General features: G+C 72.5%; 15 protein-coding genes. 1 reads left to right on the top strand and 14 read right to left on the bottom strand.

Features of this window, described 5'->3' with window-relative positions; all coding sequences use genetic code 11:
- Window positions 1–93: 93 nt before the first annotated feature.
- The 9 genes from ACL06G_RS06215 to infC form a co-directional block, all read right to left on the bottom strand.
- Window positions 94–300 (bottom strand): type A2 lantipeptide, encoded by a 207-nt coding sequence (locus ACL06G_RS06215; RefSeq protein ID WP_412835546.1) that lies wholly within the window; start codon window positions 298–300, stop codon window positions 94–96.
- Between the two features lie 408 nt (window positions 301–708).
- Window positions 709–951, bottom strand: coding sequence for a type A2 lantipeptide (locus ACL06G_RS06210; protein WP_412784225.1), 243 nt, complete (start codon window positions 949–951; stop codon window positions 709–711).
- 318 nt (window positions 952–1,269) lie between these two features.
- Window positions 1,270–3,783 carry a phenylalanine--tRNA ligase subunit beta gene (gene pheT / locus ACL06G_RS06205; protein WP_412835545.1) on the bottom strand — a complete coding sequence of 838 codons (2,514 nt, stop codon included), beginning with the start codon at window positions 3,781–3,783 and terminating at the stop codon, window positions 1,270–1,272.
- Window positions 3,783–4,916, bottom strand: a complete 1,134-nt coding sequence (gene pheS, locus ACL06G_RS06200) for a phenylalanine--tRNA ligase subunit alpha (RefSeq protein ID WP_412835544.1) — start codon at window positions 4,914–4,916, stop codon at window positions 3,783–3,785. The genes pheT and pheS overlap by 1 nt, the downstream gene beginning before the upstream one ends.
- Before the next feature lie 102 nt (window positions 4,917–5,018).
- Window positions 5,019–6,128, bottom strand: a complete 1,110-nt coding sequence (locus ACL06G_RS06195; RefSeq protein ID WP_412784222.1) for a sensor histidine kinase — start codon at window positions 6,126–6,128, stop codon at window positions 5,019–5,021.
- Window positions 6,129–6,177: 49 nt separating this feature from the next.
- Window positions 6,178–7,020, bottom strand: coding sequence for a TrmH family RNA methyltransferase (locus ACL06G_RS06190; RefSeq protein WP_412835543.1), 843 nt, complete (start codon window positions 7,018–7,020; stop codon window positions 6,178–6,180).
- A gap of 107 nt (window positions 7,021–7,127) precedes the next feature.
- Entirely contained in the window at window positions 7,128–7,511 is a 384-nt protein-coding gene (gene rplT, locus ACL06G_RS06185; RefSeq protein ID WP_412784220.1) for a 50S ribosomal protein L20, read from the bottom strand.
- Window positions 7,512–7,588: 77 nt separating this feature from the next.
- Window positions 7,589–7,783: a 50S ribosomal protein L35 gene (rpmI, locus tag ACL06G_RS06180; protein ID WP_023527301.1), complete on the bottom strand. Its 195-nt coding sequence runs from the start codon at window positions 7,781–7,783 to the stop codon at window positions 7,589–7,591.
- 104 nt (window positions 7,784–7,887) lie between these two features.
- Complete coding sequence (gene infC, locus ACL06G_RS06175; RefSeq protein ID WP_412784404.1) at window positions 7,888–8,496, bottom strand: translation initiation factor IF-3; 609 nt, start codon at window positions 8,494–8,496, stop codon at window positions 7,888–7,890.
- A 345-nt stretch (window positions 8,497–8,841) separates the two neighbouring features.
- Here infC and ACL06G_RS06170 point away from each other — a divergent pair, with 345 nt between their 5' ends.
- Window positions 8,842–9,225: a DUF1844 domain-containing protein gene (locus tag ACL06G_RS06170; RefSeq protein ID WP_412784219.1), complete on the top strand. Its 384-nt coding sequence runs from the start codon at window positions 8,842–8,844 to the stop codon at window positions 9,223–9,225.
- A 24-nt stretch (window positions 9,226–9,249) separates the two neighbouring features.
- On the opposite strand, the gene ACL06G_RS06165 is transcribed toward ACL06G_RS06170, so the two are convergent.
- The 5 genes from ACL06G_RS06165 to ACL06G_RS06145 all read right to left on the bottom strand — a co-directional run bounded on the left by ACL06G_RS06165 (window position 9,250) and on the right by ACL06G_RS06145 (window position 14,372).
- Complete coding sequence (locus ACL06G_RS06165) at window positions 9,250–10,008, bottom strand: aquaporin (RefSeq protein WP_412784218.1); 759 nt, start codon at window positions 10,006–10,008, stop codon at window positions 9,250–9,252.
- Window positions 10,009–10,127: 119 nt separating this feature from the next.
- The gene (locus tag ACL06G_RS06160) at window positions 10,128–10,877 is read right to left on the bottom strand and encodes an SseB family protein (RefSeq protein WP_412784217.1); all 750 of its coding nucleotides are present in this window, start codon (window positions 10,875–10,877) and stop codon (window positions 10,128–10,130) included.
- Between the two features lie 10 nt (window positions 10,878–10,887).
- The gene (gene mycP, locus ACL06G_RS06155; RefSeq protein ID WP_412784216.1) at window positions 10,888–12,081 is read right to left on the bottom strand and encodes a type VII secretion-associated serine protease mycosin; all 1,194 of its coding nucleotides are present in this window, start codon (window positions 12,079–12,081) and stop codon (window positions 10,888–10,890) included.
- A complete protein-coding gene (locus ACL06G_RS06150) occupies window positions 12,078–13,337 on the bottom strand; it encodes a hypothetical protein (RefSeq protein ID WP_412784215.1) in 1,260 nt (419 codons plus the stop codon). Before ACL06G_RS06150 ends, mycP begins: the two co-directional genes overlap by 4 nt.
- Before the next feature lie 162 nt (window positions 13,338–13,499).
- Window positions 13,500–14,372, bottom strand: a complete 873-nt coding sequence (locus ACL06G_RS06145; RefSeq protein WP_412784214.1) for a DUF2510 domain-containing protein — start codon at window positions 14,370–14,372, stop codon at window positions 13,500–13,502.
- Window positions 14,373–14,416: the final 44 nt, after the last annotated feature.

Below are 14,416 nucleotides of genomic sequence, written 5' to 3'. Positions count from 1 at the left end.
ACGAAGTTCCGGGGCCTGTGCGCCGTTACGGGCGATCACTCACCCGCTGCCGGCCGACATGGTGCGGATCGCGATCCGCGTGCCGAATGTCCGTCAGAGGCTGATGCCGGTCTGCGGGGCGATGCCGGTCTCGGGCATGACGCCCACGCCACCGAGGTCGGTGGCGACGCCGCCGAGGTCGGCACCGACGACGTTCTCGACGGTGCCGGTGACCTGGCTCATGGCGCCCTCGAGCAGACCGCCCGAGACGTTGTCCAGCTCGGTGTCGGCGATCTCGGCGGTCTCGATGTGCTCACGCATGGGAAGCGCTTCCCTTCATTGCTTCTTACAAGGATTTCGTCCGGGCCGAAGAACGGCGCGGACGCGGAGCGCAGCAGCACGAGATCCATCCCGCAAAGGGAATTTGCCTGCCGCGCGATCCGCCGAATGATCAGAACATGTGAGCGGAGGCGACTGCCACTCAGGAACCACGGGGTCGTCACATCTTCACAACGGGCATCAACATGGCGGCCACTTCCCACTCATCCTTTCCATCCGCGCCGCCTTCGGCTCCGAATAGCCCATGGGCTTCTCTGCGGCATCGGGGAGAAACCGCTTTCCGGGCATGCGGAAGGGGCGCCCCAGCGAACTGGGACGCCCCTTGCGTCACTGCTCCCGGCCGCTTCGGTCCGTCACCCGTGGGCGCGGAGCGGCCGTCGGCTCAGAAGCTCAGAGCAGGCCGCCGGTCAGGCCGGTGACCGTGCCGGTCACGCCGGAGACGGTGCCGGTCACGCCGGAGGCGGCACCGGTCACGCCGGAAACGGCGCCGGTCACGTCGGAAACGTCGGCGGAGACGCCGGTCGCAACCTCGACACCGGCAACGCCGACGCCACCCTCGACACCGACACCGCCGGCAACCTGGTCCAGCTCGGCGTCCGCGATCTCGGCGGTCTCGATCTTGTCGTTCAGCATGGGAAGCGCTTCCCTTCCATACAGTGATCTCGTGAGGTGAATCGACCGGCACATGGTGCGTGCCGCCCGAGACGGCGACGCCGCTCCGGGCCTGCGAGGTACCCGTCGGTAAGTGCGGCGCCCGCCGGAGTTGGATGAGATCACGATGCGACGAACCGAAGCCACCTGAGGCAGCGCCCGTCTTCATATCTTCACACCATCGGCTTCAGCGCCTCGCATCCGCTGCGCCCCGTTCACGACACGCGCGGCGGGGACGGTTCCGCTTGTCCGGAACCGTCCCCGCCTGTCAGGTGTTCGGGAGGTGTTGTCGGATTCCTCTCAGGCGCCGCGGAGGACCGCGCCAGTGCGTTCCACCGCTGCCGCGACGGCTCCGTCACGCGCCTCCGACGCCTCGTCAGCCTTCAGCGTCCGATCGGTCGCGCGAAAACGCAGCGCGTACGCAAGGGACTTGCGGCCCTCGCCGAGCTGGTCACCGGTGAACACGTCGAAGAGCCGCACCGACTCGAGCAGCGGACCCGCTCCCTCGCGGAGGGCCTCCTCCACCCGCGCACTGGGCACCTCGGCGTCCACCACCAGAGCGACGTCCTGGGTGGCCACGGGGTACGAGGAGACACCCGGCGCCTGCACCCCGCCCGTGCCGGCCTCCTCCAGGGCATCGAGCTCCAACTCCATCGCGCAGGTGCGTGCCGGCAGCCCGAAGGCCTTGATGACACGGGGATGCAACTCACCCGCGTACCCGACGGTCCGCTCCCCGACGGCGAGCCGTGCGCACCTGCCGGGGTGCCAAGGACCGTACTGGCCACGCTCGACGACCAGTTCGGCACCGGCCTCCCGAGCAACGGTGCGCGCGGCCTCGATCGCGTCGGCCCAGCCGGCCGGGTACCCGGCGCCCCACCAGCCCGCCCGCTCGCGGGGCCCGGAGAGGACGGCGGCCACATGGCGCGGCTGGTCCGGAAGCGCGGCGTCGAGCGCGGCGATCTCCCCGTCGGTCGGCCTGCCCGTCACACTCGGCCGGGGAGCGGCGGTCTCCTCACCGGTGGGGCGGAATACCAGCCCCGTCTCGAACAGCGCCAGACCGCCCTGGGCCCCCTGGCTGCCCCGACCGTCGTTGCGCCGCAGCGCCTGAAGCATGCCGGGAAGCAGCGAGGTCCGCAGGGACGGCTCCTCGTCCGACAACGGGTTGACCAGTTCCACCGTCCGGCGGCCCGGGTCACCGGCATCCAGTTGGAGTGCGTCCAGTGCCGGAGCCCCGATGAAGGGGTAGTTCAGGACCTCGGTGAAGCCGGCACCCGCCAGCGCGCGGCCGACGCGGCGGCGCAGGCGCTGCCCCTCGGTGAGACCGCGTCCGGCGGGAGGACGGGGCAGCCTCGACGGCAGTGTCGCGTACCCCTCGAGCCGGATGACCTCCTCCGCGAGGTCGTTGGGATCGGTCAGGTCCGGTCGCCACGGCGGCACGGTGACGGTCAGGCTGTCCTGCCCGTGCACATCGCAGCCCACCTGCTGCAGACGGCGGACGACCGTCTCCCTGCCGTAGGTGACACCGGCGACCCGATCCGGATGCCCCGCGGTCATCGTCACGGTGCGCGGGCCGCCGCCCTGCGCGGCGAACTCGGTGACGCCGGCCTCGGCCGACCCTCCGGCCAGCAGCACCAGCAGGTCGACGGTGCGCTGCGCCGCGGCGGCCGCTGCCTCGGGGTCCACGCCCCGCTCGAATCGGCGGGACGCCTCGGACGAGAGCCGGTGCCGCCGTGCGGTGCGCGCCACGGAGACAGGGTCGAAGTGCGCGGCCTCGATGACGACCTCGGTGCTTCCCGCCGCTCCGTCGGCCGCGTCGGCGATCTCGCTGTGGGCGCCCCCCATCACGCCTGCCAGGCCGATCGGGCCGCGGCTGTCGGTGATGACCAGATCCTCGGGGTGGAGCGTGCGCTCCACCGCGTCCAGGGTCGTCAGCTTCTCGCCCGCTTCGGCACGGCGCACGCCGATGGCACCGTCGATCCGGGTGCGATCGTAGGCGTGCAGGGGCTGACCCAGTTCGAGCATCACGTAGTTGGTGATGTCGACGGCCAGCGAGATGGGCCGCATACCGGCCTTCTGCAAGCGGCGCTGCAGCCAGAGAGGAGAGCGCGCGTCGGTGCGCAGGCCCGTGACGGCGCGGGCCGTGAAGCGGTCGCATCCCGCCACGTCGCCGACCTCGACCCGCGGGCCGTACTCGTTCGGGGCGGGCACGTCCAGCAGCGCCGGGTCGCGCAGCGGCAACCCGTACGCGGTGGCCGTCTCACGGGCGACTCCGCGCATCGACAGGCAGTAGCCGCGGTCGGGTGTGACCGCGATGTCCAGCACCTCGTCGACGAGTTCGAGCAGCTCGACCGCGTCGGTGCCCGCTTCGTGCTCGGGCGGCAGCACGATGATGCCGTCGTGGTCCTCACCCATGCCCAGTTCGCGGGCGGAGCAGATCATGCCCTCGGAGACCTTCCCGTAGGTCTTCCGTGCGCTGATGACGAAGTCCCCGGGGAGCACCGCTCCCGGCAGCACCACGACGACCTTGTCGCCGACGGAGAAGTTGGTGGCACCGCAGATCAGGTTCTGCGGCTCACCGGTCCCGTTGGCGTCGCCCACGTCGACCTGGCAGTAGCGGATGGGCTTCTTGAACTCCGTCAGCTCCTCGATCGCCAGCACCCGCCCGACGACCAGGGGCCCCTTCAGGCCGGCGCCGAGCCGGTCGACGGTCTCGACCTCCAGTCCTGCCTCGATCAGCCTCGCCGCGACGTCACGACCGGTCTCGCCCGCCGGCAGGTCGACGTACTCACGCAGCCAGGAAAGCGGCGCCCGCATCAGATCTCCATCCCGAACGGCCGGGTGAAGCGCACGTCACCCTCGACCATGTCTCGCATGTCCTCGACGTTGTGGCGGAACATCAGCATCCGCTCGATGCCGAACCCGAAGGCGAAGCCGCTGTACTTCTCCGGGTCGACGCCGCAGGCCGTGAGCACCCGCGGGTTGACCATCCCGCAGCCGCCGAGCTCGATCCAGCCCTCGGAGGAGCAGGTGCGGCAGGGGCGGTCCGGATTCCCGACGGAGTCCCCGTGGCACACGTAACAGACCATGTCCATCTCGGCGGACGGTTCGGTGAAGGGGAAGTAGTTCGGGCGCAGCCGCGTCGTCATGTCCGCTCCGAAGAGGGACTGCACCATGTGGTCCAGGGTCCCCTTCAGATCGGCCATGGTGAGCCCCTCGTCCACGGCCAGCAGCTCGACCTGGGTGAAGACGGGCGTGTGGGTGGCGTCCAGCTCGTCGGTGCGGAACACCCGCCCGGGGCAGATCACGTAGACCGGCGGCTCGCGGTCGAGCAGGGTGCGGATCTGCACGGGGGAGGTGTGGGTGCGCAGCACGACACCGGACTCGTCGGCCGCCTCCTCACCGTCACCGCGGCTCCGGACGAAGAAGGTGTCCTGCATGGTGCGCGCGGGGTGGTCCGGCGGGATGTTCAGCGCGTCGAAGTTGAGCCACTCGGCCTCGACCTCGGGCCCTTCAGCCACCTCGTACCCCATGGCGACGAAGACGTCCTCGATGCGCTCGGACAGCGTCGTCAGGGGGTGCCGTGCGCCGACGGGCAGCCGGTCGTAGGGCAGCGTGACGTCGACGGCCTCCTCGGCGAGGACGCGCTCGTCCCGCTCGGCCTCCAGTTCCTGCTGGCGCTTCTTGAGGGCCTGGCCCACCGCACCGCGTGCCTGACCGACGCGTTTGCCCGCCTCGGCCTTGGCGTGCGGGGGCAGAGCCCCGATCTCGCGGTTCGCGAGGGCGAGCGCGGAGCGGTCTCCCGCGTGCGCGATCTTCACCTCGCGCAGCTCGTCCAGGTCCGTCGCGGTGGCGATCGCCTCGAGTGCCTCGTTCCGCGCCCGCTCGATCTCTTCCGGTTTCAGTGCCTCGACCTCGACAGGGTCGTACGACTTGTTGGGTGCCGACATCTCTTCCCGTGTTTCCGATTGGCGTGGCTGCGCATGCGTGCCGTTCACCGAGTCTAAAGGCCGCGCTGCGCAGGAGAGGCACGGAGAACCCGCGGCGGCGGCTCAGCCGAGTACGGCTGGGGCACCCACGGGCAGGGTGAAGCGGAACCGGGCACCGCCGCCCGGCGCCCGGGAGACCGTGATGGCGCCACCGTGGGCTTCGACGATGCCCTTGACGATGTACAGACCGAGGCCGGTGCCGCCGCGCTTGCTGCCGCGCCAGAAGCGGGTGAAGACACGACTCATGGATTCCTCCGGAATGCCCGGGCCTTCGTCACTGATGGTGACCACGGTGCCGACGGCTTCCTGCCGGTCCCGGGGTGACGAGGGGGCCACCTCCATGGTGACCGTCCCCTCGCCGTGGCGCACGGCGTTCTCCAGCAGGTTGCCCAGCACCTGGTCGATCTTGTCCGGATCGGCCCACAACCGGGGCAACGGCTGCCGCACCCGGGTCACGAACCGGTCGGCCGGCTGGCCCGCGGCCGTGTGCGCCTCGACGTGGCGGCGGACGGCCGCTGCCATGTCGAGAGGCTGCCGGCGCACCTCCAGACGGCCGGAGTCGATGCGCGAGATGTCCAGGAGCTCGGTGATGAGGCGGGTGACACGGTCGGCGTCGGCGTCGACCGTCTCCAGCATGAGTCGCTTCTGGTCGTCGGTGAAACGCTCCCACTTGGCCAGCAGCGTGGCGGTGAATCCCTTCACCGAGGTGAGGGGCGAGCGCAGTTCGTGGGCAACCGTGGCGATCAGTTCGGCGTGGCTCCGCTCGGTGCGGCGGCGCGCCTCGGTGCCGCGCAGCGTGACGACCAGCCGGTGCAGCGGGCCCGTGGGCCTGGTGCGCAGGTAGCGGGCGGAGACCAGCACCTCCCGCCCCCGCAGCAGCAGGTTGCGCTCGGGCTGCCCGCTGCGGGTCGCCAGACCGCCGTAGGGGTCGGTCAGGTGCCACCAGCGTCTGCCCTTGAGGTCCTCTAGGGGGAGAGCGCTCTGCAGGGGCCGGCCCAGCACCTCGGAGGGCTCCGTCAGGCAGATGCGGCCTGCCGCGGCGTTGAAGCAGACGACACGGCCCTCCTCGTCCGCGACGACGAGGCCGTCCGGCAGGTCGTCGGGATGGAGTCCGAGGTCGCCGAGAGGGGGCAGGGCCCGCCGGACAGACTCCTCGCGCACCCGTCCTGTCATCCCCGCACCCCTTCGTCGGGCTCCCCTGCTCCCGGATCCCGGGGCAACCTTAGCTGTTGGAGGTGACGGAGCGGCACCCTCCGGGCGCACGCTGCGCACGGGCGGAGGAATACAGGCACACCGCGGCGGCCGTGGCCAGGTTGAGGCTCTCCGCGCGTCCATGGATCGGTACGCGCACCACCTCGTCGGCGAGGGCGCGGGTCTCCTCCGGCAGTCCCCAGGCCTCGTTGCCGAACATCCATGCCGTGGGCGGCGCCAGGCCGCCGTCGTCCAGTTCCGCGTCCAGGTCCCGGGGCCCCGCCCCGTCGGCCGCCAGTACCCGCACTCCGGCCTCCCGCAGCGCGGTGACGGCCTCGGCGGCCGGCACCCCGACGGCCACCGGCAGGTGGAACAGCGACCCCACGGAGGCACGGACCGCCTTGGGGTTGTAGACGTCCACCGACGAGTCGGTGAACACCACGGCATCCGCTCCGGCCGCGTCGGCGCACCGGAGCACCGTCCCCGCGTTGCCGGGGTCCCGGACGTGGGCGAGGACGGCGACGAGCCGGGGACGGGACGCCACGATCCCGTCGAACGGCCGGTCGAGGAAGCGGCACACCCCCACCATCCCCTGGGGAGTGACCGTCTGCGCGATCCCGGTGAGGGTGTCCTCCGGCGTCAGGTGGAGCACCGCTCCCGCCTCGTCCGCGGCCGCCACGATGCCGGGGTGCCGGTCCGCGGCCTCCTCGGTGACGAAGAGCTCGGCCAGGGCGGCTGTGCCGTGGGCGACGGCAGCGGCTGCCTCACGCACGGCCTGCGGCCCCTCGGCAAGGAAGCGGCGTTCCTTGGCTCGCCGGCTCCGGCGGCTCAGGCGCCGGGCCGCTGCGGTCCGGGCTGCGGACGGGGGGATCACGGATGCTTCCTCTCGGTGCGCGGACAGCACCGGACCCGCAGGCTGCTGCCTGCGGGTCCGGGTGGGATGTGCTGGGCCGGGCGTCCGCCCGGAGCCATGAACGCCGGTCAGGCGGCCTTCGGGGCGTTGACGTCGCCCGGGAGGGCCTTCTGCGCGACCTCGACGAGCGCGGCGAACGCCGGGGCGTCGTTGACGGCGAGCTCGGCCAGCATCTTGCGGTCGACCTCGACGTTGGCGGCCTTCAGGCCCTGGATGAAGCGGTTGTAGGTCATGCCGTTGGCGCGGGCACCGGCGTTGATCCGCTGGATCCACAGCTGGCGGAAGTCGCCCTTGCGCTTCTTCCGGTCGTTGTAGTTGTAGACGAACGAGTGGGTGACCTGCTCCTTCGCCTTGCGGTACAGGCGCGAGCGCTGACCGCGGTAGCCGCTGGCCTGGTCGAGGATCGTCCGGCGCTTCTTCTGAGCGTTGACTGCCCGCTTGACGCGTGCCACTGGTGAGTCTCCTTGTAGGCGGGGCCGTGGCTGTCGTCACACGGCCCGGGTGGAAAAGAGTCCCGGTCGAACGGGGATTACTTGCCGAGAAGCTTCTTGATCTTCTTGGCGTCGGCCGGAGCCATCTCCTGGTTGCCCGCGAGGCGGCGCGTCAGCGTGGACGGCTTGTGCTCGAGGTAGTGGCGGCGGCCGGCCCGCTGGCGCAACACCTTGCCGGAGCCCGTGACCTTGAAGCGCTTGCGGGCACCACTGTGCGTCTTGTTCTTCGGCATGTCGCCGTCTTCTCCTCGTCGGTGGCGCCGGCCCGGCCCGTTTCGGGGCGCGGGGCAGCGCCGGTTGGTTCGGTTGGCTGGTCCTGGGCGGTGCCCGGGAGGGCTCACGCCTCTGCAGGCTCCTCGGCGGGGTTGTCCTGCTGGCGCCCGGCTGCCTTGCGTGCGGCCTGCGCCTCGCGGGCCTCGGCCATCGCCTCGGTCTTCTTCTTGTGCGGACCGAGAACCATGATCATGTTCCGGCCGTCCTGCTTCGGGTTGGACTCCACGAAACCCAGGTCGGCGACATCGTCCGCGAGCCGCTGGAGCAGACGGAAGCCCAGCTCGGGCCGGCTCTGCTCGCGACCACGGAACATGATCGTGATCTTGACCTTGTCCCCCTGCTTGAGGAACCGGACGACATGACCCTTCTTGGTGTCGTAGTCGTGCGGATCGATCTTCGGCCGGAGCTTCATCTCCTTGATGACCGTGTGCGCCTGGTTCTTGCGCGCCTCACGGGCCTTCATGGCCGACTCGTACTTGAACTTTCCGTAGTCCATGAGCTTGCACACGGGCGGGCGGGCGTTCGCCGCCACCTCGACGAGGTCGAGGTCGTACTCCGTGGCGAGCTCCAGGGCCTTTGCAAGCGGCACGATGCCGACCTGCTCGCCACTGGGACCGACGAGTCGCACCTCGGGGACGCGAATCCGGTCGTTGATGCGGGGCTCGGCGCTGATGGGGCCTCCTCAGGTGCACCACGCGGCCATCTGGCGAACGGCCGCGCAAGAGTGATGTGAGTCTTGCGAACCCCCCGCGCCGTGACGCACGAAACGCCCCGGACGGGGACACAGGCGGAGCTCCACGGACCGGGAACACCGCCGCGAAGCCTCGCGGGGCGCAACCTGACCTGTGACCCAGGGTCCCGGGGGACCACAGGGTGGGAGTGCGGAGCCTCCACTTGCGGGCCGGATCCTTCGGGTCCTTCGCGGGGCGAACCCCTTCGAGCCCCGGCGATCCAGCCGGTCGGTCTTCGAGCATACCAGGCTCCGCGGTCGCTGGAGGCACGCCTACGCTTGGTCCCCATGAACGACTCCGCCGAGAACCGGCCCGACGACCCGCCCGTGGAACAGCCGGTCGGCTTCGACTCCATGACCCGCGACATCGCGGACGTACCCGCGGTCGAGGTGATCACCACCGTGGCCGTGCACCTGATGAGTTCCGCCGCCGTCAAGTGCGGACTCGCCGAGGAGGGCGAGGGCGAGAAGGACCTGGACGAGGCGCGGAAGCTGATCCACGCCCTCGCGGGCCTGGTCACCGCGAGCGCCACGGAAGTCGGCTCCTACCACGCGGCTCCGCTGCGGGACGGGCTGAAATCCCTGCAACTGGCTTTCCGGGAGGCCTCCGAGGTTCCCGACGAGCCCGGGCAGGGGCCCGGCGAGAAGTACACCGGTCCCGTACTCGGCTGACGCCTCCGCTGCGCCCGGCGGCGGTCACTCTCCGGGTGCGCCGCCGGCCGGGGCGCCACGCCCCCGGCGTCCGGGCTCGCCCCACCCGCGGGTGACGAGACGGTGCGCGGGTGCCGCGAGTGCCCCGCCGATCAGCGGAGCGACGAGGAACAGCCACACCTGGGTCAGTGCCGCTCCCCCGGCGAACAGCGCCGGAGCGAGGCTCCGCGCCGGATTGACCGAGGCCCCGGTCAGCGGGATGCCGACCAGGTGCACCGCGGCCAGCGTCAGCCCGATCGGCACCCCTTCGCCTCCGACGATCTGCCACGACCGGGTCACCGACAGCCACACGTAGACCAGGAGGAAGGTGAGGACGACCTCGGCGACCAGCGCACCGAAGGTGCCGAGGCCGACCGCCGACCTGTCGCCGAACCCGTTGGTGCCGAACCGGTCGTGGATCCGCAGCCCGGGGATCTGGTGCGCGACCAGGAACAGCAGCAGGGCACCGAGGATCGCACCCACGAGCTGTGCGACCCAGTAGCGGATCGCGGTGACGCCGTCGATGCGGCGGGCGATCAGCATGCCCAGGGTCACGGCCGGATCCAACTGGCTGCCGGAGAGGGCACCGAGCGCGCGGGCCAGTCCGATCATCGTCAGCCCGAAGGCCAGCGCGATGCCCAGGCTTCCGACGTACTCCCCCGCCACGACGGCAGCTCCCACTCCCGTGAAGACCAGCAGCAGGGTGCCCAGGCACTCCGCCATCAGCGGCCGGGGATCCGCCATGGTCAGGATCCGAGCCCTCATCCGGGCCTCCCGTCGGGGACGAGCGCGGTCACGAACGTCCCCACAGTGTCCGGCCGGCGGCACGCTTCCGCACGTGCGGCGCGGCGGACGGGTGGTACGCGGGTTCTCCGCCGCGACCGTCAGCGGTGGAAGAGCGCCCGGGCGGGAAGCCGGCTGCCGGGCGGCATCACCGCGACGTCCAGCCCCTTGACGAGCACCGCGCGCAGCGCCTCGTCCGCGGCGAGACGCTGCGCGACGCGACGGGCGACCGCTGCGGGCTCGGCGCCGGAGGAGAGCAACAGGGCGAGCGTGCCGTCGGTCTCGCCGCTGCCGGGAACGAGATGGGCCGCGAGAACGTCGGGGTCGTCGGCGAGATGCGCCCGCAGGGCTGCGAGGACGTCCGGATCGTCCACGGGCCCCCCGTCGCCCGAGCCGCCTGCCTCGCCCGAGGCGAGACGCCGCAGGGCGGATCCGGTGAGTTCGTAGGGAACGGGGCCCGCCATGTCGATCACCAGGGTGTCCGCGCCCTCCTGCGCACAGGCGCTGAGAGCCTGCGGCAGCGGCACGGCGACCGGACGCGCCTCGGGCTGCCACCGCGCCAGGCTCGCGGTCGAGGTGAAGGCGGGCAGCGCCCTCCGGCCTCCCGGGGCGGACAGTGTCGGGACGGCCATGTCGCTGGATTTGTCCCGCCGCAGTCCGTTCGCACCGGTGCCGGTCTCGCCCAGCACCGCGACGACGGGGACGAGAAGCCGCGCTCCGCGCAGGGCCCGCAGCACGCTCTCCTCGGCAGCCGGGTCGTGCTGCCAGGCAGCGAGCGCCCGGCTCAGCGCGGGGTCGGGAGAGCCGTCGTCGTCGGTGAAGCCGGGATCCGGGATGTTCTTCGAGGGCACGGGCACGAGGTTATCCGTCCCGGTGGCGGGCGCCCCGATGCAGGGCCACCGCGGCAGCCACGAGCAGGGCGCCGAAGGCGAGTCCCGCCGGAGCGAGCCAACCGGTGGCCACGCTCTCCTCGGGGTCCGGACCGGCCCCGAAGTAGCGGTCCGGGTGGGAGCGCGCGCCGTCCTGCAGGGTCCGGGGTTCGACGGCGCTGCCCAGGGCGATGGCCGCCGCGGGATCCACGATGCCGCTGCCGAGTGCGTCGCTGTGACCGCCCGCCGGGGTGTCCTGCGCGGTGTCGGAGAGCAGTTGCCGGACCTGCGCCGGCGTGAGGTCGGGTTGGGCCGCGGTCAGCAGCGCGGCGGCGCCGGAGACGAACGCGGCGGCTGTGCTGGTGCCCCAGCCCTCGTAGTAGCGGCGGTCGGGTTCGGTGATGATGACGTCGTCCCCGGGAGCGCTCACGGTCGCGTACCAGCCCCGCGTGGAGAACCCGGCACGCCGGCGATCCCGGTCGACGGCCGTGACCGCGATCACACCGGGATAGGCGGCCGGGTAGGACAGGTGGTCGCCGTCCTCGCCGTCGTTGCCCGCCGAGGCGACGACCACGACGCCGCTTTCGAGCGCGTAGCGGACGGCGGCGTCCTGCTGGGCGTCCGGGTGGGCGGAGTCGCTGTCGTCGCCGAGGGAGAGATTGATGACGTCCGCGCCGTGGTCGACCGCCCAGCGGATCCCGGCGGCGAGCGCACCACCGTGCGTGCGGCGGGCCTTCTCCTGAGCCGGGTCGTCCTTCTCCAGCAGGACGCGCACCGGGAGGATCCGCGCCTCCGGGGCCATGCCGAGCACGCCGTCGCGACCCCCGGGGCCGTGGCCGTGTCCGGCGATGATGCCGGCCATGGCGGTGCCGTGGCGGGCCCATGCGCGGTCGCCCCGCTTCGCGCCGATCCCGACGAAGTCCTTTCCGTCGAGGACCGAACCCGCGAGGTCGGGGTGGGTGCCGTCGACACCGGTGTCCAGGACCGCGACCGTGACGCCCTCACCGCGCGTGGTCTTCCAGGCCTCGCGGGCATGCACGGCGTCCAGGCCCCACTGACGGCTCTGGATGCCCTCCCCCGCGGCGTGCGCGACCCCCGCGGTGAGCGGGAGCACGGTGAACAGTGCGGCCGAGGACACCGCCGCCGCGCGGCGCGCGGCCCGGCGGACATGGACTCGGAGGTTCATGGCGTTCCGCCCTCCCGGGACTCCCGCAGCCTCTTCCGCACCTTCTCGCGGAGATGGGACGCCAGGCTCTCCGCCTCGTGCCCGAGGCCGGCCTGCGCGGGCACGGACGAGGCCTCCGGCGCGGTGGCTTCTGCGGCGGGACGCGGATCCTGCACGGTACGTCCGTCGGCGAACCCGGAGACGGCGAGCACAACCACCGGGGCGTCGGTCAGGACGTCCACGGTCCAGCTGCCGCGCTGGGCGTCGCCGAACCCGGCGGCGGGGGTGCCGCGCGGGCCGTACGCACGCGGCATCAGATCGCTGCGGCGGTCCAGCTCCTCCCGGGCGAAACGCCGTTGGAGCCGCCGCATCCCCGCAGGGTCGGCCTCGGTGAAGACGAGACCGACCGTGGTCGCGTCGGTACCGGTCTCGTCGAGATAGGTCGCACGGACCAGGCGGCGGCACCCGACCGGTGCCAGGGCACGGGCGAGCAGCCGGTCGACCGCGCCGGAGCAGGGGCTGTCGGGTGCAACGGCGACGCGGATCCAGTTGCGGTCCGCCCCGCCCGGTCCTGCCGCGGCTCCGTGGACGGTGCGGGCGAACAGGCCGTTCACGGGGACCGAGTGCCACATCTCGCGCGCGTCCTCGAAGACCTGCCGGGGTGTGCCCGCCTCGGCCCGGCCGTCGAGCACGATGCCGGCGGTCGTGCCGCCCAGCAGCCCGACGCCCAGGACGAGGCAGGCCGCGGCGGCGACGGCGCGCGAGGGCCGCCGTCGTCCGGGGGTCCCGGTCTCGATGCGTATCGGTTTCAGCCGGAACGTGGGCGGCCCGGCGACGTCGTCTGCGCCGAACGGTCCGGACTCCGGCGGGTGCTGGGGCTGCGGGGGCACGGCGGGCGCGGGAACCGGAGGGCGGGACGGCTCGGGCGGGGCTGTCGCGGGTGGTCGCGGGGGCCGACGCGGGGTGGCCCCGGCCGGTTCGGCTTCCCCTTCGGGCCGGGCGGTCCCGGTGCTCCCGGCGTCCTCCATCGGCCGGGCCGCTTCACCGGAACCCGGTTCCCCCTCCTTCACCGTGGCGGGACGCCCGGAGTCGCGCGGGGCGCGGGGGCCGGAAGCGACCTGCCGGGTGGCCTCGTCCCGCGGCAGGGGCTCGGCGCCCTCCGGCTCGGGGGCGGCTGCCCGCTCGCGAGGACGGGGCGGCCCGGCGGGCCGCGGGGGCACGGCGGGAGGAAGCGGCATGCGCGGAACGCGGGGGCGTCCGGCCTCCGTGCTGCTCATGGCACCCCTCCCCCGGCCACGACGGCACGGCGCCCACCGCACGCCCTCATGGCTGATCCGTTCTGCGAAGGCACACCGGGCTCGGGTCACGGTGTGTGAGGTCACTCTACGGTGCCTGCCGGTGCTCCCGGCAACCCGCCCTGCACGCTGGGTGGTTCGCGGTCAGACCGCCTCGCTGTCCTGATCCTCCGAGACCGTCCCCCGCTCCGCGCCCGCGACGATCCTGGCCATGTCCCGCACCGGCGGGGCGGCCCGGTGGATGTCGAAGCCCAGGCGGAGCACGAGCATCCGGCCGCTGCCGTCGGGGTGGGGGAAGGCGACGGACTCCACCCAGGCGTCCGGGCCCTTGCGGTTCTCGATCCGCCAGCGGACCAGATAGCCGTCCTGCCCGGCGACCTCGACGGGCTCGGACCGGACCTGCCGGTGGGAGACGATTCCGCCGTAGTAGTCCTTGCCGTAGGACTGCTTCGCGTGGGGCGCGATGTCCGCCCCGGCCACCTTCTCGGGGTCGCCCTCGGCGGACGTCACGTGCACGGAGGCGCCCCCGCGCACACACCGTTCGTTCTTGAGCGGGCAGATGTAGGAAGTGGTGGTGACGGCGGCTCCGTGCGTGCCGGGCGCCCGGTCCCACCCCGCGAGAAGCGGCAGCCTGACGCCTTCGGCGAGAGTGGGGCGACGGCTCTCGGGCGCGGGTGACGCGCTGTCGTCCGGACCCCCGCGGGCTCCGCCGCCTTCGTCGGGGGCACCGGTGCCGGCCGCGGGGCCGGGGTCGTCCGCCGCCCGGCTGCCGTCGCTCCCGCCGACGAGGATCGCACCGACGGCGACGGCGAGCACCACCGCGATCGCCGCAGCGACCACGGCCACCAGCGGCCCCCGCGAGCCGGAGGGCGACCGCGGAGGGAATCCGCCTCCGGCGGTCTCCGCACGGCGGGTGTGGGCGGTCCACGCCGCGCCGTCCCACCAGCGCTCCGTGACGGGTCCGAAACCTGCGTGCCCGGGATCCGGATACCAGCCGGGCGGTGTGCTGCTGCTCACCCGGAGCACCCTAGGGCAACATGCGTGCGAACGGCACGGCGCCC

The organism is Streptomyces callyspongiae, from assembly GCF_047200695.1.
GTDB lineage: Bacteria > Actinomycetota > Actinomycetes > Streptomycetales > Streptomycetaceae > Streptomyces.
This window is presented reverse-complemented; position numbering and strand designations above follow the sequence as displayed.